24 protein-coding genes are annotated in these 21,384 nt (G+C 35.3%); 1 reads left to right on the top strand and 23 read right to left on the bottom strand.

All coding sequences use genetic code 11. The features are described 5' to 3' along the window. Nucleotides 1-240: 240 nt before the first annotated feature. From MS6x_RS13630 to MS6x_RS13600, 7 genes are all read right to left on the bottom strand, one after another. The gene (locus MS6x_RS13630) at nt 241-1,281 is read right to left on the bottom strand and encodes a ligand-binding sensor domain-containing protein (RefSeq protein ID WP_482602966.1); all 1,041 of its coding nucleotides are present in this window, start codon (nt 1,279-1,281) and stop codon (nt 241-243) included. Between the two features lie 91 nt (nt 1,282-1,372). Continuing rightward, the gene (locus MS6x_RS13625; RefSeq protein WP_482602964.1) at nt 1,373-1,867 is read right to left on the bottom strand and encodes a hypothetical protein; all 495 of its coding nucleotides are present in this window, start codon (nt 1,865-1,867) and stop codon (nt 1,373-1,375) included. Nucleotides 1,868-2,024: 157 nt separating this feature from the next. Further along, complete coding sequence (locus MS6x_RS13620) at nt 2,025-2,318, bottom strand: type II toxin-antitoxin system RelE/ParE family toxin (protein ID WP_482602962.1); 294 nt, start codon at nt 2,316-2,318, stop codon at nt 2,025-2,027. Next, nucleotides 2,305-2,547 carry a type II toxin-antitoxin system ParD family antitoxin gene (locus MS6x_RS13615; protein ID WP_482602960.1) on the bottom strand — a complete coding sequence of 81 codons (243 nt, stop codon included), beginning with the start codon at nt 2,545-2,547 and terminating at the stop codon, nt 2,305-2,307. Before MS6x_RS13615 ends, MS6x_RS13620 begins: the two co-directional genes overlap by 14 nt. A gap of 112 nt (nt 2,548-2,659) precedes the next feature. Next, nucleotides 2,660-3,268: a DapH/DapD/GlmU-related protein gene (locus MS6x_RS13610; RefSeq protein ID WP_482602958.1), complete on the bottom strand. Its 609-nt coding sequence runs from the start codon at nt 3,266-3,268 to the stop codon at nt 2,660-2,662. A 249-nt stretch (nt 3,269-3,517) separates the two neighbouring features. Then, complete coding sequence (locus MS6x_RS13605; RefSeq protein WP_482602956.1) at nt 3,518-3,730, bottom strand: hypothetical protein; 213 nt, start codon at nt 3,728-3,730, stop codon at nt 3,518-3,520. Nucleotides 3,731-3,817: 87 nt separating this feature from the next. Then, nucleotides 3,818-4,216, bottom strand: coding sequence for a putative signal transducing protein (locus tag MS6x_RS13600; protein WP_482602954.1), 399 nt, complete (start codon nt 4,214-4,216; stop codon nt 3,818-3,820). 607 nt (nt 4,217-4,823) lie between these two features. On the opposite strand from MS6x_RS13600, the gene MS6x_RS13595 reads away from it, so the two are divergent. Further along, nucleotides 4,824-6,239, top strand: a complete 1,416-nt coding sequence (locus MS6x_RS13595; protein ID WP_482602952.1) for a serine hydrolase domain-containing protein — start codon at nt 4,824-4,826, stop codon at nt 6,237-6,239. 270 nt (nt 6,240-6,509) lie between these two features. On the opposite strand, the gene MS6x_RS13590 is transcribed toward MS6x_RS13595, so the two are convergent. From MS6x_RS13590 to MS6x_RS13515, 16 genes are all read right to left on the bottom strand, one after another. Then, complete coding sequence (locus MS6x_RS13590; RefSeq protein ID WP_482602950.1) at nt 6,510-6,680, bottom strand: transposase; 171 nt, start codon at nt 6,678-6,680, stop codon at nt 6,510-6,512. Between the two features lie 488 nt (nt 6,681-7,168). Next, the gene (locus tag MS6x_RS13585; RefSeq protein ID WP_482602948.1) at nt 7,169-7,666 is read right to left on the bottom strand and encodes a hypothetical protein; all 498 of its coding nucleotides are present in this window, start codon (nt 7,664-7,666) and stop codon (nt 7,169-7,171) included. Between the two features lie 247 nt (nt 7,667-7,913). Further along, a complete protein-coding gene (locus MS6x_RS13580; protein WP_482602946.1) occupies nt 7,914-8,720 on the bottom strand; it encodes an alpha/beta fold hydrolase in 807 nt (268 codons plus the stop codon). 147 nt (nt 8,721-8,867) lie between these two features. Next, on the bottom strand, nt 8,868-10,292 hold the full coding sequence (locus MS6x_RS13575) for a serine hydrolase domain-containing protein (RefSeq protein ID WP_482602944.1): 1,425 nt from the start codon (nt 10,290-10,292) through the stop codon (nt 8,868-8,870). Between the two features lie 67 nt (nt 10,293-10,359). Next, nucleotides 10,360-12,078 carry an ankyrin repeat domain-containing protein gene (locus MS6x_RS13570; RefSeq protein ID WP_482602942.1) on the bottom strand — a complete coding sequence of 573 codons (1,719 nt, stop codon included), beginning with the start codon at nt 12,076-12,078 and terminating at the stop codon, nt 10,360-10,362. Further along, complete coding sequence (locus MS6x_RS13565) at nt 12,075-12,443, bottom strand: BlaI/MecI/CopY family transcriptional regulator (RefSeq protein ID WP_482602940.1); 369 nt, start codon at nt 12,441-12,443, stop codon at nt 12,075-12,077. Before MS6x_RS13565 ends, MS6x_RS13570 begins: the two co-directional genes overlap by 4 nt. Nucleotides 12,444-12,756: 313 nt before the next feature. Next, the gene (locus tag MS6x_RS13560; RefSeq protein WP_482602938.1) at nt 12,757-13,302 is read right to left on the bottom strand and encodes an outer membrane beta-barrel protein; all 546 of its coding nucleotides are present in this window, start codon (nt 13,300-13,302) and stop codon (nt 12,757-12,759) included. 86 nt (nt 13,303-13,388) lie between these two features. After that, on the bottom strand, nt 13,389-13,682 hold the full coding sequence (locus MS6x_RS13555) for a type II toxin-antitoxin system RelE/ParE family toxin (protein ID WP_482602936.1): 294 nt from the start codon (nt 13,680-13,682) through the stop codon (nt 13,389-13,391). Then, entirely contained in the window at nt 13,675-13,917 is a 243-nt protein-coding gene (locus tag MS6x_RS13550; protein WP_482602934.1) for a hypothetical protein, read from the bottom strand. The genes MS6x_RS13555 and MS6x_RS13550 overlap by 8 nt, the downstream gene beginning before the upstream one ends. A 93-nt stretch (nt 13,918-14,010) precedes the next feature. Then, nucleotides 14,011-14,430: a hypothetical protein gene (locus MS6x_RS13545; RefSeq protein ID WP_482602932.1), complete on the bottom strand. Its 420-nt coding sequence runs from the start codon at nt 14,428-14,430 to the stop codon at nt 14,011-14,013. A 46-nt stretch (nt 14,431-14,476) separates the two neighbouring features. Then, nucleotides 14,477-15,403, bottom strand: a complete 927-nt coding sequence (locus MS6x_RS13540; RefSeq protein WP_482602930.1) for a gliding motility protein GldB-related protein — start codon at nt 15,401-15,403, stop codon at nt 14,477-14,479. Nucleotides 15,404-15,605: 202 nt separating this feature from the next. Continuing rightward, nucleotides 15,606-16,196, bottom strand: a complete 591-nt coding sequence (gene pnuC, locus MS6x_RS13535; protein WP_482602928.1) for a nicotinamide riboside transporter PnuC — start codon at nt 16,194-16,196, stop codon at nt 15,606-15,608. A gap of 130 nt (nt 16,197-16,326) precedes the next feature. Next, nucleotides 16,327-17,022 carry a LytR/AlgR family response regulator transcription factor gene (locus MS6x_RS13530; RefSeq protein WP_482602926.1) on the bottom strand — a complete coding sequence of 232 codons (696 nt, stop codon included), beginning with the start codon at nt 17,020-17,022 and terminating at the stop codon, nt 16,327-16,329. Further along, nucleotides 17,019-18,059, bottom strand: coding sequence for a sensor histidine kinase (locus MS6x_RS13525; RefSeq protein WP_482602924.1), 1,041 nt, complete (start codon nt 18,057-18,059; stop codon nt 17,019-17,021). The genes MS6x_RS13530 and MS6x_RS13525 overlap by 4 nt, the downstream gene beginning before the upstream one ends. A gap of 50 nt (nt 18,060-18,109) precedes the next feature. Next, nucleotides 18,110-18,616, bottom strand: a complete 507-nt coding sequence (locus MS6x_RS13520; protein WP_482602922.1) for a hypothetical protein — start codon at nt 18,614-18,616, stop codon at nt 18,110-18,112. A 129-nt stretch (nt 18,617-18,745) separates the two neighbouring features. Beyond that, the gene (locus MS6x_RS13515; protein ID WP_482602920.1) at nt 18,746-21,160 is read right to left on the bottom strand and encodes an ABC transporter permease; all 2,415 of its coding nucleotides are present in this window, start codon (nt 21,158-21,160) and stop codon (nt 18,746-18,748) included. Between the last annotated feature and the right edge of the window lie 224 nt (nt 21,161-21,384).

The following is a 21,384-nucleotide window of genomic DNA, read 5'->3' as shown; positions in this document are numbered from 1 at the left end:
TTCACGTTCACAAAGAAGATGTAATTATCGGTAAAAGGTTGCGTGAATAGGTTTTTGATAGAGAGCTATGCTAGGCAAATTTAATAATTGTTTATCTGAACTTTCAACGCTTAGTACATGAAAAGTAGGCTATTACGAAGCACGAAACTTTCAGTTAAGCACAAACTTTGATGCGAGCCAAAGCTCCTTAATTTATTAATGTTTCGCCTATTTTTCATATACATTGTCAGCTGCTGCCTTTTATTCATTTTTCAATTGGGTTAGATCTGTCAATTTCTCTCCATCATATTTCCACAAATTTCCTTTTCTGCCACCAAACCACAAATTTCTATTTCTATCTTCAATAATTGTTCGGATTGATATTTCTGATAACTCTTTGATTGGTATGAATTCGCCATCTTCAAGATAACAAATGCCACCTCTATCACTTCCAAACCACATTGTACCGTCTTTAGCTTGGTAAATTATAGCCACATTGTTACTGCACAAACCATTACTTTCATTAAAGTTTCTAAAGTTTTTTCCGTCAAACTTATCCAAACCGCCATTTCGATTTCCATTTGTTCCTATCCAAATATTCCCTTCTTGGTCTTGATAGAGATAACGAACCATATTATCACTTAATCCACTTTCGGTTTTGAACTCTTGGAATGCTTCTCCGTCGTATTTTGTTATTCCGCCATTACTCATTGAAGCAAACCAAATGTTTCCATTTTTGTCCTGCATAATCCTTTGTATGACATTGTGATGAAGACTGTCTTCATATTTTCTGCCTTTCTCAGCCAATATATTTTGAAATGTTGTTCCATCATATTTGTAAGCACCACCGCCTGAAGTCCCAATCCAAAAAATTCCGCTATTGTCTTGAATTATTGTATTTGCCTGATTTGGGTTCACCGTTGGGTAAATGTTTTTGTACCATTCACTACTTGTGTCAACGTATGGAAGTGTAATTTGAGTAAATGTTTTGCCATTGTATTTGCACAAACCTTCATTTGTTGCTAGCCAAATAATTCCTTTGTCATCTTCAATAATGCTCCAAATTTGATTAGAACAAAGACCTTGTTCTTCATTAAAGTTCGTGAATGTTTTTCCGTCATACTTATAAAGTCCTTCGGTTGATGTCCCAAACCATAGGTTTCCATTTTTGTCTATTAAACTGCTTGTAACAATGTCAGCACTCGTATAAGCCTTAGGTTCTTTTAATTCAACAGTTTTCCGTTTCTGTCCGTCACAAGAAAAAAATAGAAGTAAAGTTATTGTTGAAATTAGAAAGTTCATTATTGTCTTTTTGTTGTTTTAGGTTGCAGCCAACAATTTGATAGCATCAATCATGCTATCCTGTTGATAAGGGTAAATTAAAAATAAAATTTCAAGTGTATAGAGATAATTCTTTATTTAAACTTTTGTTTAGCTCTGTTGTTTCCTGCCAACAATTTTTATTCGGTTTCATTAGTTTCGAATCCATAAATAGTCGTTTGCATATCTGCAATTTTCCATTCCCATTTACTTTTTCCATGAGCCTAGTCTCTCGTTTACGTCCGCGAAGGGAATCCTGTTGTTCGTAGGTAACCCAAGCACCGTCATCATAGAGGCGAACATCTATTTTATCCAACAACTTAGGGATAGGTTCAGGTTCGGGATAATCTTCAATAAAAGCCTTTACGAATTGGCTTATTTCATTCCAGCCGACTGATTCGGAAAAAGTACTTTCAGGGAAGTCAATATAGATTTTTGTTATGTTTGAGTCGTGAACCCATTTTTCCTTCCAAGCTTCATAGTCTCGCTGAAAAGCCGCCTTAGTTTCATTATTTAACGCTTCTAAAATTGCTTCTTTTTCCTGTTCAACATCTATTTGTTGATTCACGATTTATTCAGTCCGATGTTTTTTTGCTTCTTCACAACTTATGGTAAATAGAAAGCTTAAAAAAGTGAAAATCATTAATTTTTTAGTGGTCATACTATATTTTTCAAAATTATTACCAGCTGCTCCGCTCAAAAGCTAGGTATCCTTTGTTTGAACTTTATAGATGTTCTTCAAAATTCATTCTTTTGCAGAGTATCCTAACCACGAATATTTCCTCATGATTATCAAATGAATAATAGATAACATGACCTTTGAAATTGTAAAATTTCAAAGCGTTAGCTATTGGGGAAGCATCTCTAGATAATTCAGGACGTTCTGCTAATTCCTCCAAAAAACTTTCTAATTGAGTTAAATAATTTGTAGCCTCCTCTGCGCCAAAAAACTTGATGCCATGTTTATATATACCAACAATGTCAAATTGAGCTCTAGTTGATAAATTATAGTTCCCCATTATCCACCTTCTTGATTATATCCCGGATTTTTAGGGCACTTCTACCGCTTTGCAGGCCCTCATCAATGGCTTGCTTTAATTCTAAAAGTTTCATATTCTCCGCTTGATCCTTTCTTACCAAATAACGGATATATTCACTATCGTTAGTGAAATCACCTTTTTCAACCCTAAGCTTTATCCAGCTATCCTGTTGGTCCGTAAATGTTATTGACTTTCTAGAAGTTTGCATAAAATAGTGTATATGGTGCAATATAGTGATTATTTGCACCGTATCCTAGTAAATTATTAAGACTAACTCGGTTGATAAAAGGAATCCTTTATTTGAACTTTTCAACTTCGTTCTATTTTAATTGGTCTATATGTTTTAAGCGAGGAACAATAGATCGCGGTTGCAATATAGTTCCAGGGTTGAGTACGGAATTCGCCCCTATTCTAGAATGATCTCCTATTAACGAGCCGAACTTGACCATATTGGTTTCTACTATCATACCTTTTAACAAGACTCGAATACTTTTGTCTACTCGTTCATTGAAATGATTGGCAAGAACAGATCCAGCTTCTAAATTGACGTCCTCTCCGATTAGTGAGTTCCCAATGTAGTTTAGGTGTGCTGCACTTGAATTTTTCAATATGATACTCTGCTTAATCTCACAATTTGCACCTATAACTACATCACTTACCAAATAAACGCCATTTCGAAAATATGAACCGGACTTTATAGTACAACGCGGTCCAATTATTGTGTTTGGTTTAAGCGTTACTCCATTTTCAACCAGAGCAGTTTTATGAACCGCCACACGATTTGATATCATATAATTTTTTGATTCTAACTTGGGAAGTAAATCTTTAAGCATTATCTCAAGATTGCCGATTATTTTCCAAGGAGGCGATTCCTTAGGTAACATGGGCAAATCTTGATATACGTCCTTAATAAAATCTGATAAATCCATTTCTAATTAATCCTTAATTTGAATTTGGAAAATACAATTTAGTAACCATTTGGTCAACTATATCTTTCTGTCATTCTATTAAGCCCTAGTAACTTTACAGTTCCATTCATGGATACGTTCTTAAGTTTGAGTTAGCTAGTCTAGGCCGATATTTGTTATCGGCTTTTTTATGCCTTCATCCTAGCTGGTAAAGAATCCTTTATTTGAACTATTAAATTTATTCTCGGTTCACCAACAAAGTGTCCTTACTTAATACTCAGTTGAAAACTCTACTTTATCAAGAATTCCTATGGGCAAGGGTTCTGGAAAATCACAAGGAACTTCAATATCTTGTTCGGGAAGAAGGCCTCCTCCTATCCTATCTATCCTTGTACAATCATCCGTTTTATCGCAGCCTTGCATTATCATTGCTACGAAAAGAAATACAGCTAGAATATTCCAATTTAAATGTCCTTTTTTCATTTTTAATTTGATTATATATTGCATATTGGTCCGCCGACAATTTGCCCTAACTTATCGTTTATTTGAACTTTGGTTTTATCCTTTTCCTTATTCTTCTTTAAATTCAGAGTGGCATTTATAGCATTGATACTTACTTGCCGGAAAAGGAATCGGCAATCCAATAAGCATAAGAGCAACGATTGACCTTACCCTATTAAGTTTAATTTTTGTAACATTTCCAGAATTACAATTAGGACATTTAATTTCAGAATCTTCATAGTCTTCATTTAACTCAGGATTATCCTTTAATATTTCTTCAGCCCTTTGAATATCATTAGCCCTAACCTGTAATCGAATGCCGCCAATAGCTTGAGAGTAAAAATTATGTACTTGGACAGTAAATTCGTCTTTGGCAAAACATTCAATTCCATAAGATTCGAGCTTACTCCTATCAATAAAAAGCTCATATGGAAACATGTAAGTTTTTACAGTAACGTATTCGTTCATTTAAAAAGGGCGCCTAAAAATGTTATCTATTTGCAAGTTACTATATTTCTATCTTGCGAGGTATTCCATCCTTTATTTAAACTTTGTAATTCGCAAGCCTAAGATAATCATTGGATACTTAGTATCGAAAAAGGTTCGAATAAAACAACCAATCCGTTACCTTATAATCAAAAGGTCAATATTAACCCCATTTCAGAAATTCATCAAACTGGAAGATTTAGCTGAGATGTTACTTTTCGAGATGACCATCATTACCCTAATTTGGACGAATTCACCTTTTGGCCGGTCTTAGGCACGCTTATGGCAATATAAAATAGGAATCTCCTTTGTAGTTTTTTAGTTGAAAAAATCATTGATTCTCTGGCTATACGATGGTTTAATGGCTATTTTTTACTTCCCATAGGCTTAGAGCTCAAGCATGAGTTGGTTGTAGGAGAAATAAACGACCTCCTCCCTTTAAACAGTTCGGTTTCAGAGGGAGCTTACACTACTTGTCATAGCCAAAAAGTTATTTATAACTATAAAAAAATGGTTCAAACAATTGAATCTCTACAGTTGTAGAATTAAATATTTATCTCTACATTTGTAGAATTAAATAATTCGAACAATGAAAAAAATCTTTTTTGCTTTAACTATATTATTGGTATTCGCATCTTGCAAAGAATCAACTAGAGCTTTCAAGCTCAATGAAACTCACAAAAATAAATCCAAAAAATTAGATTCTTTGTACAGCGAGTTGCTTGAATATGGAGAGTTTAACGGAAATGTGCTTATTGCGGAAAATGATACTATTCTTCTTCAAAAAAGCTACGGAATTGCTAATAGAGAAAAGAAAGGAAATTTAAACATAAATTCTATTTTCAATTTAGCATCTGTAACTAAACAATTTACCGCTACGGCTATTTTTATGTTGGATAAAGAAAATTTAATATCCCTTGATGACGAAATAACGAAATATATTCCTGAACTCAACTTTTATAAAGGAATTACAATTAATCATCTAATCCATCATACTTCAGGATTACCTGATTATATGAACTTATTGGACCAAAAAGGCAATAAATCTATTATAGCTACAAATGAATATGTTATACAATTATTTGAAAAAGAAAGACCGGAAATTGTTTTTAAACCTAATGAAAAATGGACTTATAGCAATACAGGTTATCTATTGTTGGCATCTATAATTGAAAGAGTAACTAAAATAACTTACGCAGAATTTCTAAAGAAAAATATTTTCAAACCTTTGGAAATGAATAATACCAATGTCCTTTTTGTTTACAAAGACAGTTTGCAAATTGAAAATTTAGCGCTTGGATATACAAAAGATTCTACAGGTACTTATCTTGGACATAGTGATTATGGAAAGTCATTTGATGGTGTTTACGGACAGGGAAGAATATATTCAACAACCTCAGATTTGTATAAATGGGATAGAAGTTTAGCTAATAACAATTTGCTTTCAAAAGAAGATACAAAAATTCTATACTCCTACTCAAAACTGGATTCTGGGGAACCTATTAATTATGGTTTTGGTTGGTTTATTAGAGACCACGAAAATTATGGGAATACTGTTTTTCATAGTGGAGATTGGGCAGGTTACGTAACATATTTAGAAAAACATTTTGAAAAAGACAAAACAATAATCATACTTCAAAATAATGGTAATGCGACCGGTAAAACAAAAATACCCATAGCTAACACCAAAAAAATCTTGTATGGACTAGATGTTGAGAAAACCTTTAGACTGATGGATGAAACTCAAAAGAAATACGCAGGAATATATCTGTCTGAAAAAGGGAATGAAACAGAAATCATCTTTGAAAACAAATCTCTCTGGGTGCCTTTGAACCCGCAAGTAAAATTAGAACTAATACCAGTTTCAAAAACAAAGTTCATAGTCGATGGTTTTTCGCCCGAAGTGAGCTACACTTTTTTTTTAAATGATAATGGTGAAGTTGAGAAATACAGAATACAACAAATAGAACAAGGAATTGACCGAATGGAAACTAGAAAGAAATAAGTATGGCTAACAAAGAACTGAGGTACAAAAAAAAGAAATTCTCCCTTAATCTGGGGCATATTAACTCGAGGCCCATAAATTCCAATATTTGATTCTTCGGGCTTGTCCTATTATCTTTCTTTGCTAATAATACAGAAAACATTGAAACGTGATCTTCATCATATGGCCTCCTTGATTTTGTAATAGCACAACATTTTCTTAGTAGTTTATTGATCAAAACAATGCCAGTTTCTTGCTCTTCCCCTAGTTCTCGACACCCCTATAAACGGCCTAACCTGCCTTTTTGTGCTTGTGCGTGGTAGAGTAACATAAGAAAAGAAGGTTGAGCAACTTTCTATTACCAATCTTGCTTGTCCGTGCACCACCTCTATCGCTACTCCCCGATTCATGTATTCTTAGGGTAATACTAATATAACTACAAAGTTGTGTTGCCGTCCCCAATTTTCTAAAACCATCAGTGCCATTATCAAAACAACGCAGTCCACTGCTCTATGCCAGGTATTGATGTTAACAAGCCCGATTACTATTGTTGATCTTCTTTTAATTCAAACTATTATGATGGAAAAAAGCAGGTTCGGTTAAAGCCAAATCATAAGAAAAGCAAACTGATTTTCAGTAAAAAGATAACTCACATGGTTGAATATGTTAATAGTCCTTCTCTTAAACTTTTAACAGAGGTTGTTTAAATTAAACCATCCACATGCTAATTCATTGAGAAATAACCTGTATCAGAAGTTCATTATCGACGTAAATAAAAGCTTAGTTGCTTTGAAAATATTCTATTCTAACAGAAAAGCTGATTCTTAAAAAAGCCATCCTTTATTTGAACTATTCTGAATCTATTTCATTTTCCTTTTAAAATATACCAAACCATGTATCTAAATAGCACATTAAGATTCATTGCAGAATAATTTACTGCATATTACGAACTATCGAGTGTACTGGTACTCATTTCTGGTAAGCCAAGTATTTTTATCCTCAAATTTTACTTTTTTTCGAATGACAAACCTGTTTTTTCCTAAGATGTAAATGTTTTTTATAAGTGCCTTCTTGTTGTTGTCTTTTCCTTCGTATTCGGTAATCACATGTACTTCTTCGTTTTCTAATTGTTCTATGGAAATGACAGGTTCTTTATTCAGCATGGCACCATCTTTTGATACTTTAATCATGCCCTTGCTATTAGCATTGGGTTCATTAGGATAGCTAGTAAAAAGGACCAATTGATATTTGTTCTTACCTTTTTTAACGTTTAATTCCGCAGGCATAGTAATGGGCGTACCATCGCTATAATTTGAGTAGGTAAGAGTACCTGTCCATTTTCCTAAGAGCACGGTCAAGTCTTCGGGAGAAATGGATTCTTGGGCGCTAATGATAGATGCTAAAAAAAAGGCGGACATTAACACAACAGCCTTTATTCTTTTTTTCATAATGGTAGTGTTTTCTATGGATTTCCTTAAGGAGTAGTTCGTTTTTATTTTGTTACAGTCATTTCAACCTTTATTTGAACTTTGGAAATTTGCAGTCTAAGACAACCATTGGATAATTAGTATCGAAAAAGGTTGTTTTTATGTAACTTCTTATACTTCGGAATATATGTACCGGTTTACACTTATTCGCTCAAAATTCACTCGGTAAAATTACAAGTTACGGTATTCACAATTTTAACGAAGTAAGCTAATTAACTTGCAAAAGTATTTCTTTAATCGCTCCGATCACCAATTCCGGTTCTTCCAACTGTATGAAATGACCACTTTGTGAAGTAGAAATAATCTTGGTCTGAGGAACCTTTTTCTTAAAGTCTCTATACAGTTTATTTTGAAGGTCAATTAATATTTTGTCAGATGCATTTTCCACTTTATTGGACTCGAGCAGAATAATGGGGATATCTGTTCCTGTTAAAAAAGTTTTCAAAATCGAGTCGTGGGAATTATACGCTTTGACTTCCATTTGAAATCCCTTCGGTATCAGCTTCATTTGAACTGCCAATGTGCTGTCCGCTATTCTATTTTCCTCATCAGTTGAGATTTTGCGATACTCTTCTTCTAAATATTCGCTTCCAGGGTCAACAAGTACCAAACCCACAATGTTATCTGGATAACGATTCAAATAGTAACGCGCAACGTAACCCCCCATTGAATGTCCGACAAATATTATCGGAGTATTACCAATCCCTTCCTTGGCCAATAGTTCCTTTAACTCATTAGATAAATTTTCCAATGTTCTGGGAGAATCAGTAAGTTCAGACTTTCCGATACCTGGCTTATCATAAGAGATTGTCTTGGTAATTTTTGCGATTTTTTCCTGAACTATACTAAAATCTTCTAAATCACTTCCACCACCATTTAGGAAGACCACCACCGGCTCTCCTGCTCCCCAAGTCAAAATATGCAATTGTTTCCAATTCACTTGATTGAAATGGTAGTCAGGCTCGTTTTTACATGAACCTAGAATTACTGAAACCAACAATAAAATCAAAGACATCTTCATACGAAACTCAGACGAGCTACTTCTTAAGTTGTTACATTTCCAATAAAATCTAACCTAGCACTATTAAAGCAGCAGCCACTATCAATGTTGGTTCTACAGGACCCACAAAAAATTGTATTGTAATCTTTTAAGAAGTGGTCATCAATTATTATGAATCCACTTTCCTCCAAATGATAAAAACGGTTTTTCGTTTGCTGGCGGATAATTTCTTGGACTTCTATAGCGGATACTATTACCTTCTATATTATTGTTGTCCAAGTCTATTTCCGTGTATAGCAGCCCATAAGGATGGACAAGTGCATAGTTGTTCTCCAATTGCATATAAAACAAGGGATAAGTAACTTGATCTGAACCCTTAGGGTTAAGGATGATTTTATCAGTTTTTCCATTTAGTGTAAGAATCCCTTTTTTTATGGTTTCGTTATCCTTAGAATCTACTGTCCTAAGAGTAATATCCCACTCTCCATTAGGTTGTTCTATTGGAGTAGCGGAGTTCAGAAATGGAAGAGCCATAAGATGGGCTGTTTCTTCAATGTAGGCTGGGCTATATGTGTTGGCCATTATGGCCACGACCAGGCTATTTTCGGGAAAAATGCTCAGAATGCTCCTCGTCCCTCCCATAGCACCTGCATGTTCAAAAACCGGGCGTCCATCAATGTCCCAATTGCGGCGCCAACCTATACCTACTCCCGTTTCTTCCCCTGAGTTCAATTTTTGGCTTGCGAACATTTCCGATACCATTTCAGGTTTTATAAAACCGCTCAGGTAGGCATTGCCTAATTTGACCAAATCAGTTGGTGTTGATATCATGCCACCACCACCCCATTTGTAACTGGGGTCCTCGGGGTTTTCAATTTTATACGGTTTTTCTTCTTTGTCAAGACCATATAATATTGTCATATTTTGTGATTCCCCAATTCTCATGTCGGGTCCAGTATTGAGCATTCCTAAAGGGTGAAATATTGCGTTCTTCATATAATCCAAGAATGTTTGCCCTGAAGCCTCCTCAATAACGGCTGACAATAGCGTATATCCATGTGTCGAATAATTATATACTTCACCGGGAATATTGAGAAGGTCCTCATGGGAAAATACTCTTAAAGACTCCGTTACGGAACTATAGTAACGCTTTTGAATACTATCAGTTGAGGAGTAATGTGGTATGCCCGAAATATGTCCAGCAAGTTGCCTCGACGAAATCGGGTATTGTTTTTCTGAATATTCAGGAACATAGTTTTGAACGGGCAAATCGAGATTTAAAAGATGGTCTTGAGCCAATTTGGCCAAGGCGGTTGCAGTCATTGTTTTTGATACCGATGCAGCACGAAATTGTGTCTCGGCCGTCACCAGTTTATTGTTTTCAAGGTCCGCATATCCAAAACCTTCTGAAAATACTATATTACCCCTTTTCATTATTGCTATGGACATTCCGGGTGGCATTCCTTTTTTCCCCACCAGTTCATTCCCCATATTTCTAATCAATTCTTCACGATGTTTATCCTTTGACTCGCTACACCCCAATGATAAGAACATAGCGAGTATTGTAAGACATAATATCTTGTTCATACCAGTATTAAATGAGTTGAAAATTTTCAATTTTGTAGATAATTACTCGATCCTGTATTTTGGAACGTTAATTCTCAGCTCCTGCCGATTTAAGATATTCGACTAAAGAAGTATGACCCTTTATTTGAGCCATTTTTAAGGCAGTTCGTACCCTTTTTTTTCCATTATGAAGTTCGGTGCACACTTTATTAACATCGGCTCCTTTTTCAACCAGAAATTTGACAACATCCAAGTGTCCTTGTTCACTGGCATTAATTAAGGGAGTTTCATCGCCGGGAACTTCTTGATTTATGTCAGCACCTAATGCTATTAAGAGCTTGACCGTTTCAATATATCCTCCTTTAGATGCCATGATCAATGGATTTCCGTCGCCTTTGACCCCCATATTGATATCCGCTTCGAGTTCCACAAGAGCCTTGACCATTTCCAAATTCCCCATTTTACAGGCTTGGATTAAGGCACTACCATCGCCATGGAATTTCGTATTTACATTCGCTCCTTCTTTGATTAGAAGCCGCACGAGTTCTATATCTCCTTTTCTGGCGGCTAACCAAAGTGGATGCCCGTCACCATTGGTGCCAAGGTTAGGGTCGGCACCTTTTTCAATCAAAAACCTAGCTATTTTATAATTTTCTCCACGGATTGCCAATAGCAGGGCAGTACCATCGCCTTCTTGAAGGAAATTTACGTCTGCACCTTGATCAATCAATTCTTTTACTAACTTGAAATTCCCATCCCATGCGGCTCTTAGCAATGGGGTCAAATCTTGATCAAAATCATTGTCATAAATATTTTTGTGTTCCTCATCTTCATTCATTTGAGTTGATTCGATCTTATCTTGTGCTTGTAGCGAAAAAGGTTGGTTGAGCAATAATAATGTCACCAGTAATGTAGGTGCGATAAATGCATACTTCCAGTAGCTGTGTGCGTTCGATTTCTTCCTGTTCATCATGATTATTCGTTTTTTGATTAATGATTGATTATAATTCGATACTATTGTGAGCGGTTTTCGCTCTACCCCTATTTGCAATAGGTTCATTTGATAATTCTGTGGCTCCGCAATCGAAGATTGCAAAAGCAGGTAATCGGTTTGATATTCAATATTTTTCTCGACATCTTTTCTGAACCACCAGACAAATGGATTGAACCAGAGAATGATTACGGCGATTTCGGAGAGCAACAAGTCGATGGAATGTTTTTGTCCTACATGAATTTTCTCATGCTCCAATATTTGTTCGTAGGTCTCGGCATTGTAATTGTTGGGATTTAGGAAGATATACTTGAAAAAAGAACGAGGACCATTCTCATCGCTTACATTTAGTATGGTATACTCCGAATCTTGAACCCGATCATCTGTTTTTGTTACCGTTAAAAATATACTGATAATCTGGAAAATTAGATGTGCGGATAATATGAGGACACCGAACATATAAATAAAGAACAACCAGAAACCTAAACTATAACCACTTTTGGGAGAAGAGGAAATGAAATTACCATTTTCCATCGATTCCTTATTTTCGGTTTCTGAAACCTTTGTTTCGAATACCGTCGGTTCAAATTCGGTCTGTGCTGGTTTTTCGTTGCTTGTCCGTTCTAACAAAATACTAACCGCGCCTTGATGTTCTACCAATTTTGGTAATGAAATGAACGGTAGCGAGAACGCCAATAATAGACTGGCCATTAGATATAATCGGTTCGCGGCAAAAAAACTTTCACGCTCCAGCAGTAGCTTGTAGAAGGCGAACAAAACCATAATTACGATAGAAGTTTTTGCGAGAAATATCATGGCATATTATTTTTTGATTTGATTATCTCGATTAGCTCATCGATTTCCTTATCTGAAAGTTGTTCCTGTTTGGCAAAATGCGCCATCATTTTAGGTAAAGAGTTCCCGAAATACTTTTCCTTGATATCCTCTATATGTTCCTTGCGATAGGCTTCCATTGGGATTACAGCACTATAGCGATCCGTATTCCCCAACTTTTCGGATTCTAAAAATCCCTTTTTGACCAGAATTTTTACAATAGTCGCTACTGTATTGTAATGAGGCTCCGGTTTTGGCAGAGCCTCTAAAATTTCTCGGATAAACATTCCCTCCTTTTGCCAGATAACTTGCATAATCTGGTCCTCCCTTTCCGTTAATTTTTTCATATCCAAATTAATTATGAAACAATACTACTAATTATTTAGTAGATATACTAATTAATTAGTAAAAAGTGTTTTGAAATGAAACATAAATCAAATGGACGTAAAATCTATTCTTTAATCTGCATAGAGGTAGATTAACATTCTAATACCTTGAAACGGCTGTTTGACAATAGTATCATTCTAATCGTTTTGTTAGAGCGTAGTCAGTCTCATTTTCCGTCTCATTTATAAGTTTCATAAAGTAAGGTTTTATGAGACTAATTTCGTTTGAATATTGATGACTATCTATTAAGTAGACTTATCGTTTAATTAAACTTTAGAAAATATAATATCCCGTACTTAGTTGGATAACGGTATTAGTCCCTTTGTTAAAGTCAAAATTTTGAACCGCTTTACTAATTCCTTGATAAACATTCACCTCTATAATAAAATCATTGATTCGATGTCCCAATCCTAATTTAATTCCGATGTCGAATGTTGATTTAGGTCCAGAAGTAAAAACTGAGTTATTATCAGAGACTAAAAACCCGATCTGAGGACCAACCAATAAATAGGTCGTATCGAAAAACTTAAAATCAAGCGGTACATTCAAATAGTCCAATCTTTCAGTTCTAATATTCCTGTAAATATCCCTATTACCCTGCTGAGAATACATTAATTTGGGTCTGAATATTAATTTTTCATCTAATTCAATTTCGTAAAATCCTCCAATATGAAACCCGAACTTATCACTTATATAAATTTCACTCAGAAAGCCCTCAGAAATTGACGAGTTATTAATACCTATAACAGCACCAAGTTTTTTTTGAGCGCTGCATAATATTGGCAGTAATAATATTACTAGTAAAGCTGATTTTTTCATTTCAATTTTTTGGCGATAATTTCTAATGAGAGACTTAAATTACTTCCATAAAGTATTTTAATCATCCTTTATTTAAACTTTGGTTATTAACTTGCCGACTTCTGACGGTTGTCTTTCATAGCTATTACCACAACTTTGTTTTTATCGAAAATATAATATATCGTGGTATTCTTATGAATAACAGCTCGTCTTAAAAGCTTGGGACTTTGAGTTTCTGGATATAGTGATGGGAAATTAGAAACCGTTAACTCAAATTGCCTAAGCAATTTTTCAAACTTCAACACCTCTTTTTTGCTGAATTTTTTGGCCAAATAATCTTTTATGGAGAGGGCATTTAGCAATGACCTCCTAGTCCATTCTACTTCAAAAGGTTTATCCATTTGTCAAACCATTCCAAAAGTCCTGCGAAGACATGGTATCACCTTGTTGATATTCCCTTATTCCAGATAGAATATTTACTCTATCGCTTTCAGTAAGTTCTGACCACCAATCGGTATTTTTACCCTCGCTAGATAACTTTACGGAATTGAGCAAGCCCAATATGGAATCATCGGTCAGAGAATTTATCCAACCAACCAATTCTTTCCTCGTATTGTTTAATTCTGCTGTACTCATATTATCACTTTGAAGTAAAGTTACAAAAACTGTACAATTATTATTTCAACTTTAGAACACTCATCCTTTATTTGAACTTTGTAAACATGTTTTTTAATCAACTTCTCGATATTCAATTAATTTTTTTAATCTTTCTGGCAACTCTTTAATCTCCGTCAAATTAATCAGACCATATTGAGAAATTAATGGTTTTGAAATATCGAGATAGTGAAAGAAAAATACAATCCTAAAAGAAACAAGTTCTTTTGGTTGGTCAAAATCATCACCTATTATCTTTGTTCCATCTGCATTAAGATATTTTTCATCGTAAGCGGTTTGCCAATCAAGTTTATTCTGGTTTCCTATTTCTTGAGTTATCTCTCCGCAATCAAAATCACAAATTTCCTCATCAAATATTATCTCAACTAGGTTAGCAGAATCAACTCCATCAATTTTATAGATTCCAATTAGTTGAGAGTTCTCATGAAATTTATTTTCTAATCCCTTCTTTTTTCTAAAATTGAATATTCCCATAAATTTGAGTTCTTCTTATTTATATTTCGAGAATAGTTTGTATGCTTTATTTAAACTTTTCTGAGTACCCACTTGTACTAAGAAATTCATCAAAATCCTTTATCTCAATAATATCTTTAATTGCAATGTTTTTATCTTTTGCCTTTTCGTAATAAGACTTAGTAATCATGTATCCGACAAAGTAGCCCGTATCCATTGGCCGCTTATCGGTTTTGCTCGACCCGTACAACCATTTACTCCAATCTTCAGAGTACATATCATTTAAGAATTCGGACCACAGTAATTTTTCATTTTCTCTTCCAAATTCATACATAGGGCTTACAAAAGCTTGGCCGTAGAATAATTCCGTTAAAAAATCTGCAGAACCCTCCTTAATGCAAGCACTTAATACATTTTCAGATTCATAATTCTGTTGTAAATGGATGGTCTCATGTATGATGGTTGACCTTATATTATTTGCATAAATAAAAGACATATCTTCCTCAAATTCGCTTAAATCAATTTCAGTCAACGGTGCATTCATTTCTGCTGCCATTATGATTGTCTCGTTATTATAAGCTCTTCCTTGAAATACCATTGGGGTAACGAATACACAAACATTTCCCGGTTTAAACTTGGGATAAACTTGTTTTACTTTTTCAAAGCTTGCATGGATATCAACTGAAATCTCATGCATATCCAAAGTAGGCTTCCTTAAACTTTCCCAAAACTTCGGGTATTGCTCAAAACTTTCTAAATAATTTTCAATATTCCGCATGTCTCCAGAAAGTACGAGCTGCTCTTTAAACAAGTTACTTGCCTTATCATGATATAATTCTTTAAATACTTTAGCCTTGTCATTTGTCTTTTTAATAGAATCATAAGCTATCCAAAAATTGGTAATATCACTTGTCTCAATCAGGTACTCATTTTTCGCCTGTCCAGAACAAGAGATAAATAAAATTGACATTAAGACTAATAGAAATTCTCTCATATTTTTATGATAATTCGATATTAGTAATCAATCCTTTATTTGAACTTATTGTTTTCTCTTTCTTGATACTCTAACCATTTTTTGCAGGTTCTTTGACGTTTCTTGCGCTCTGAAATTAAACCAAATATGGCAGTTATCACAGCCGGTACAAAGAGTAATATGATTATCCAGAATAACATTTAAAAAATCGTTTATTTGAACTTTAGTCTCCCAAAGACTTTAGGCCATAGTCCAGTTGATTATATTTTCGTTTCCATTCAAGATATCCGTAAAATGAGACGACAAAATATATGACTGCCAATATTGAGTAAATATGTAATCCCCTTGTAAAATACAAGTAGATACTTAGACTATTCAATATAATCCAAAATATCCATGTACTCAATACTTTTTTCGCTTCTAAATAGGTGGCTAAAAAACTAAAAACAGTTGTGAACGCATCGAGATAAGATTTTTTGGCATCGCTATAATTATCAAAATAATAGCCCAATAGTCCAGCAAGTAAAAACCCCAATATTATAATTCTGATGTGACTTGAAAAGCTCCACTTAGAAATTTTTAGAATCTCTTCATCGTTATTGGTTCTGTTCCAAAGATAGAAGCCATAAAAGCCCATGATAACATAGTAAATGAAGAGAATACACTCAGAATATAGCTTAGTGATATAAAACAAGTAAATACTAACAAGAGAACCAAGGATTCCAAATAACCAGCATATCTTTTTTTCCTTTAAAAGAAAAAAAAGAAAAGCCAAGTTCAATACTACCCCTACCATCTCAAGTGTTAAATTCATTCGTTATTAACAGCAAAAACTGATATTGAATTCCATCCTTTATTTGAACTTTAGTATTTCTTTAATGAAGGTAAGAAATAGAAACTAGTGTGCCGTAAATGGTTCCTTTTAAAAGACTTTACAAGAACTCTTACTTTCTATCAGAAAACCCTATTAATTCAAAAAAACGGTATTTATAAGTTTCGCTTATCGGTATTCTTTTGTCAGCGATTTTGATTCTGTTCCTTTCAACGAATTCTATTTGCTTGATGGAAACCAAGAAGGATTTATGTACACGACAAAATTTATCCTTTGGCAAAAAACCCTCCAGCTCTCCAAAGGTCTGTAACGTCAATATTTTCTTTCCGGCTGTCTGGACATTACGATAATCCCCCATGCCCTCGATGAAGAGGATATCGTTAAATGATATCTTTTGCATCCGATATTCGGTCTTGACAAATAAATAGTCTTTTTCAACTATACTTTTAGCGCTGAGAATCCCATATGTTTTTTCAACGGCTTTTAAAAAACGCTCAAAACTAAAAGGCTTCAACAGATAGTCGGTAATATTCAATTCATATCCCTGCAAAGCATAATTCTCGTAGGCCGTTGTAATGATTACCTTCGGAGGGTTTGCCAAGGTTTTGAGCAATTCGATGCCGGTAAGGTCATCCATTTCTATATCGAGAAAGATTAATTGGACCTGTTCGGTTTTCATAAACCCCAATGCATCAATTCCGTTATCGAAATCTCCCACTAAATTCAGGAACGAAATTTTTTGGACATAGTTTTTTGTTCGCTCCAAAGCCAAAGGTTCGTCCTCAACTATGATACAGTCTATAATCATGATAGCTCAATTTGTAATGTTGTTTCATAATAGCCGCGATCGGATCGGATGTTCAATTCGTAATTATCCTTATATATCATATCCAGTCGCTGTTTAACCGATACCAAGCCTATGCCGCCTTCGTTCCTGTTTTTATCCTCAATAGTATTTTTAAGTACATTTTTACATTTAAAGTATAATGAGTCGGAAGCTATGTCTAAGTGAAGCTCAATGGCTCCATCCATTTTTTTGTTACCAACATGTTTAAAGGCATTTTCAACGAATACAATGAAAATCATTGGTGCAATGGTTATAGCACTTGGATTTCCAGTAATATTGAAATTCACAAAATTAGGGTTGACCGATCTTATTTTTTGAAGATCGATGTATTTTCTTAAATATTCGATTTCATCAGTTAAAGGAATCATATCCACATCATTCACACGATAGAGCATAAACCTAAGTAAATCCCCCAATTTTTTCAAATACTCGGACGCGATTACAGGATTACTTTCGATCATCACGTCAATATTGTTTATAGTGTTGAACAGGAAATGTGGGTTGATCTGATTTTTTAATAGATTTAGCCGGGTTTCAAGTGTTTTACTTTCTAACTGAACATTCTCCAGCTCTTTGGTCCTGCTATATTTCCAAACACGGGACAAAGCCCCTAGAATTGTGAAAAGTATTAAGATTGGGTAAGCAATGAACAATGAAATTTCGTCTATTTCTTGAAAGTAAAAACTTGCTAGGTACAAGAAAAGGGCAGGGAATAAAATTATGCCTGCTACGCTCAGTAGTATTTTAGTAAAACTTGACTTTGCCAAACAAAAAGGTGCCACAAGATAATAAACGGTATAAAACCCAAAGGCTCCGATAACAAGGATAATCAAGTTGTTCAGGATATTGCCCTTGTCCAAAAACACTTCCGAAAAATCTACACTATTATTTTCTATCGAAAATACACTTCGGAAAAAAATCCAGACAAAGAAAGAAATAATGAAGGGTAAGCAAAACCATATTGCGAGGTGGCCAAATGCTGTTCTGAGTCTATTCATGGTCCGGATTCAATTTTCTACTTAAGTGTTTTAATAATTGTGCTCGAATACTAAAACCATATTTCTATTGAAGATAGTAAATCTTGAACAAGCCCTGTGCCGTTTCCTTTCTTGATAAAAGTATAAACAATGATTCCCTCAGCATAATTATCGTACGAGCTGTACTGCTGAAGCAGATCTAAGGTTTCATCATTTTGTTTTTTTAGCTCAAAGTTCATTGGGACACCTTTTTTTGGATAAAGAAAAAGTGTACTACCTTCGACTCCCCAATCACCCCCACCATCTGAGCTGTTAAAGGAGCCATCCTCCAATAGTTCAAGTTCGTTCCCGATAAAGGCCTTCAAAGTTTCAAATCCCTGTGGCGTTCCATTGTCAGAATTGACTATGGTGGAATTAACTTTGGTATACGTTCCTGAAATGGAATCTATGGATAGATCTACTTCAATAAACGATTCTTCACTTTTTTCACAGGATACGAAAATCGTTAGCGCAACAATCATCAATATACTGGTAAAGGATTTCAAAATTCGACTTTTGTTAATTCTCATTTTTTTCATGATATATAAATTTTATTGTTTCTCCAAAACTCTTGAAATATAAACTCCTTGGGAAATGTAATCTGTGTATTTGGCAATCATACCCGTAACATGGAATATGAATCCACATTCTCGGGTCCAAGTGACCTATCACTCGTTCCGTAAACTTATTATCGGGCTACTATTGGCGACCGTCACTGCTTGGTATCCAACTGTCAATATTGCAATACATAGTGTCGTAATTCCACCGATAACAAAAACAGCCCATCCAATATCAATGCGGTAGGCATATTGTTCCAACCACTTACCCATGAAATACAATGCAAGTGGGGAAGCCATACAAAAAGCAATTACGATCAAGGTTAAAAATTCCCTTGAGAACAGGAAAACAATGTTTTCTTTGGTCGCTCCTAATATTTTACGGATGCCCGCCTCTTTGATTCGTTGCATTATCATAAAAGAAGCGAGACCGAAGAGTCCTAACGCACTTAAGAAAATTGCTATTCCAGCGGCTAAGCTGTATAAATTCGATAGCCGTTTCTCCTGTTCATAGGAATTGGCAACCTTTTCTTCCAAAAAATTATGGTCGAACACATAGTTCGGGAATACATCGTTCCATAAATTTTCAATATCCGTTAGTATCCCCGATGTTTGGTTGGATGCCAATTTGATGCCGATTTGACCATATAGATCTTCATCCTGCAACAGTATTACCGATGAAATTTCATCCTTAAAGGAATGGTCCTGAAAGTCTTTCATGACGCCTACGATAGGACCCTTTTTAATTTCCCATAACACTATTTCCTTATTGAGGGCTTCCTGAGGATCTGTAACCCCCAACTTTTTCAACAAGGTTTCGTTGACCAAGAACTCATTGGACGTATGCAAAGAACTTATGTTCCTTCCCGCGACCAAAGATATTTTGTAAGTGTCCAGAAAATTATGGTCGGTTGCCTTGACTATGGAATAGAAGTCGGTGTCATCCGAGGCATTGTTATAAACAAAGCTGCTCCATTGGTTCCTATTTTCGTCAAGCGGCGTATTGGAACTATAACTAGCGTTGATCACTCCGTTTACCGCCATGATTCGATTCCGAAAATATTCCCTCTTACCGAGTGAAATACTATCCTGTGGAAGGGAAATATTGATAATGGCATCTTTATCAAAGCCTACGGATTGGTCCATGAAGAAATTCATCTGCCGTAAAATTATCAATGTACCTATAATCAGGGCTTGAGCGATGACGAACTGAATCACTACCAGACTTCGTCGAAGGGAAATACCGCCTGAACCTATTTTCAACACCCTACTTTTCAGGGCGTCAACTGCCTTAAACCTTGAAAGGACGACCGACGGGTAGAACCCGGCCATAAGAGTGACCAAGACTATGGATAACAATAAGAATAGAATAAGTTGACCTACGTTTATGATACTGATGGATAATGGTAAGTCCAACATATTCCCGATGGGATCAAGCAATACAATGGTCAAGACTATTGCGAAAATCATGGCGAATAGAACTATCAAAAACGTTTCCGTGAGAAACTGTATTTTCAAATGCGACCTTGTACTTCCCAAGACTTTTCTTACGCCCACCTCTTTGGTCCGTTCCATGGCCTGAGTGGTCGATAGGTTGATAAAGTTCACACAGGCGATAAACAAAATGAAGATAGCGATTGTCCAAAGCACACCAATAAGCTCGGTACTGATACTTTTTCCACTAAAATTTCCGGATTCGGTATCAAAATGAACTTCTTCCAACGATTGTAATATAAGACCGTCCTGATTGTTCTCTGATTTTTTTTCCAGGGCAAGGAGATCTAGTTGTGTATTTACCAAGGATTCCGCTGCCTTATCCGTTAGCAACACATAACAGCCAAAATTACCGTTGATATTGTCCCAATCATCCGAGTTCGCCAGTTGCCGAGTGAACCCGGTGCCATATGAAATCACTATTTTGAATTGTAGGTCTGAATTGACAGGGACGGTTTCGATTACCCCCGTTACCCTTAGCAACAGTCCGTTGTTGACTTTAATCACCTTTCCTGTTGCCTCTTGCCAAGTTCCGAAGTACTTTTCGGCTATTTCTTTACTCAGTATAACGGTATCGGGGTCTTTTAGGGATGCTTGGTTACCTTCCAACCAATCAAAATCGAAAATATCGAAAAGACTGGGCTCAGTAAAGAATATTCCCGCTTCTTCCTTGAATTTTTTCGATGTACCGCCCGTTTCATCCAGTACTTGAACCTGGATATCGTATGCGGCAAATACGGTGGCACTTTCCTCTATCTGCGGTATGGCCGTCTTCAGTTCCTGGGGCAGGGCGAACGGTACACCGCTGTTGGTCGAATGTTCATTCTCAGTTTCTGAGCTAAATTGCGTGAGTACCCTAAATATGAGTTTTTTGTTCGTATGGTATTTATCGAAGCTCAGTTCAAATTGAACAATCAAAAAAATCAAAAGGCAGACCGTAATACCTATGCACAACCCTCCTATATTGATAAGGGCATGACCTTTTCTCCGGACCAGGTTCCTCCAAGCAATCTTGATATAGTTTCTAAACATAGGTTCCTATTTTTGATGGATAAAAATGGAACATTGAACTATAATGCAAAAAAGAAATCTGTAAAACGGGGAATCATGTCTGTGAAATAGGAATGGAACAATACTTCCTTGAAAGGGCCTTACACGTAACGAACTATTTACGTTCAGAAACTGCTTTTCTACAGTTCCACTTGTCGTTCTTTATAGTAGTTCCGGTAATTTAACTATTATGGAACTAATAAATG

It is taken from the genome of Maribacter sp. MS6, assembly GCF_056839185.1.
The sequence above is the reverse complement of the archived record's forward strand: the minus strand, read 5'-3'. Positions and strand labels throughout refer to the sequence as shown.

What these genes read in the sequence shown, in the direction of transcription:
- MS6x_RS13585 (WP_482602948.1), bottom strand. Translation starts at nt 7,666, where the DNA reads ATGAAAAAAAGAATAAAGGCTGTTGTGTTAATGTCCGCCTTTTTTTTA.
- MS6x_RS13565 (WP_482602940.1), bottom strand. Translation starts at nt 12,443, where the DNA reads ATGAAAAAATTAACGGAAAGGGAGGACCAGATTATGCAAGTTATCTGG.
- MS6x_RS13605 (WP_482602956.1), bottom strand. Translation starts at nt 3,730, where the DNA reads ATGAAAAAAGGACATTTAAATTGGAATATTCTAGCTGTATTTCTTTTC.
- MS6x_RS13540 (WP_482602930.1), bottom strand. Translation starts at nt 15,403, where the DNA reads ATGAGAGAATTTCTATTAGTCTTAATGTCAATTTTATTTATCTCTTGT.
- MS6x_RS13600 (WP_482602954.1), bottom strand. Translation starts at nt 4,216, where the DNA reads ATGAACGAATACGTTACTGTAAAAACTTACATGTTTCCATATGAGCTT.
- MS6x_RS13555 (WP_482602936.1), bottom strand. Translation starts at nt 13,682, where the DNA reads ATGGATAAACCTTTTGAAGTAGAATGGACTAGGAGGTCATTGCTAAAT.
- MS6x_RS13620 (WP_482602962.1), bottom strand. Translation starts at nt 2,318, where the DNA reads ATGGGGAACTATAATTTATCAACTAGAGCTCAATTTGACATTGTTGGT.
- MS6x_RS13575 (WP_482602944.1), bottom strand. Translation starts at nt 10,292, where the DNA reads ATGAACAAGATATTATGTCTTACAATACTCGCTATGTTCTTATCATTG.
- pnuC (WP_482602928.1), bottom strand. Translation starts at nt 16,196, where the DNA reads ATGAATTTAACACTTGAGATGGTAGGGGTAGTATTGAACTTGGCTTTT.
- MS6x_RS13630 (WP_482602966.1), bottom strand. Translation starts at nt 1,281, where the DNA reads ATGAACTTTCTAATTTCAACAATAACTTTACTTCTATTTTTTTCTTGT.
- MS6x_RS13525 (WP_482602924.1), bottom strand. Translation starts at nt 18,059, where the DNA reads ATGAATAGACTCAGAACAGCATTTGGCCACCTCGCAATATGGTTTTGC.
- MS6x_RS13610 (WP_482602958.1), bottom strand. Translation starts at nt 3,268, where the DNA reads ATGGATTTATCAGATTTTATTAAGGACGTATATCAAGATTTGCCCATG.
- MS6x_RS13570 (WP_482602942.1), bottom strand. Translation starts at nt 12,078, where the DNA reads ATGATATTTCTCGCAAAAACTTCTATCGTAATTATGGTTTTGTTCGCC.
- MS6x_RS13560 (WP_482602938.1), bottom strand. Translation starts at nt 13,302, where the DNA reads ATGAAAAAATCAGCTTTACTAGTAATATTATTACTGCCAATATTATGC.
- MS6x_RS13615 (WP_482602960.1), bottom strand. Translation starts at nt 2,547, where the DNA reads ATGCAAACTTCTAGAAAGTCAATAACATTTACGGACCAACAGGATAGC.
- MS6x_RS13520 (WP_482602922.1), bottom strand. Translation starts at nt 18,616, where the DNA reads ATGAAAAAAATGAGAATTAACAAAAGTCGAATTTTGAAATCCTTTACC.
- MS6x_RS13530 (WP_482602926.1), bottom strand. Translation starts at nt 17,022, where the DNA reads ATGATTATAGACTGTATCATAGTTGAGGACGAACCTTTGGCTTTGGAG.
- MS6x_RS13595 (WP_482602952.1), top strand. Translation starts at nt 4,824, where the DNA reads ATGAAAAAAATCTTTTTTGCTTTAACTATATTATTGGTATTCGCATCT.
- MS6x_RS13550 (WP_482602934.1), bottom strand. Translation starts at nt 13,917, where the DNA reads ATGAGTACAGCAGAATTAAACAATACGAGGAAAGAATTGGTTGGTTGG.
- MS6x_RS13515 (WP_482602920.1), bottom strand. Translation starts at nt 21,160, where the DNA reads ATGTTTAGAAACTATATCAAGATTGCTTGGAGGAACCTGGTCCGGAGA.
- MS6x_RS13545 (WP_482602932.1), bottom strand. Translation starts at nt 14,430, where the DNA reads ATGGGAATATTCAATTTTAGAAAAAAGAAGGGATTAGAAAATAAATTT.
- MS6x_RS13580 (WP_482602946.1), bottom strand. Translation starts at nt 8,720, where the DNA reads ATGTCTTTGATTTTATTGTTGGTTTCAGTAATTCTAGGTTCATGTAAA.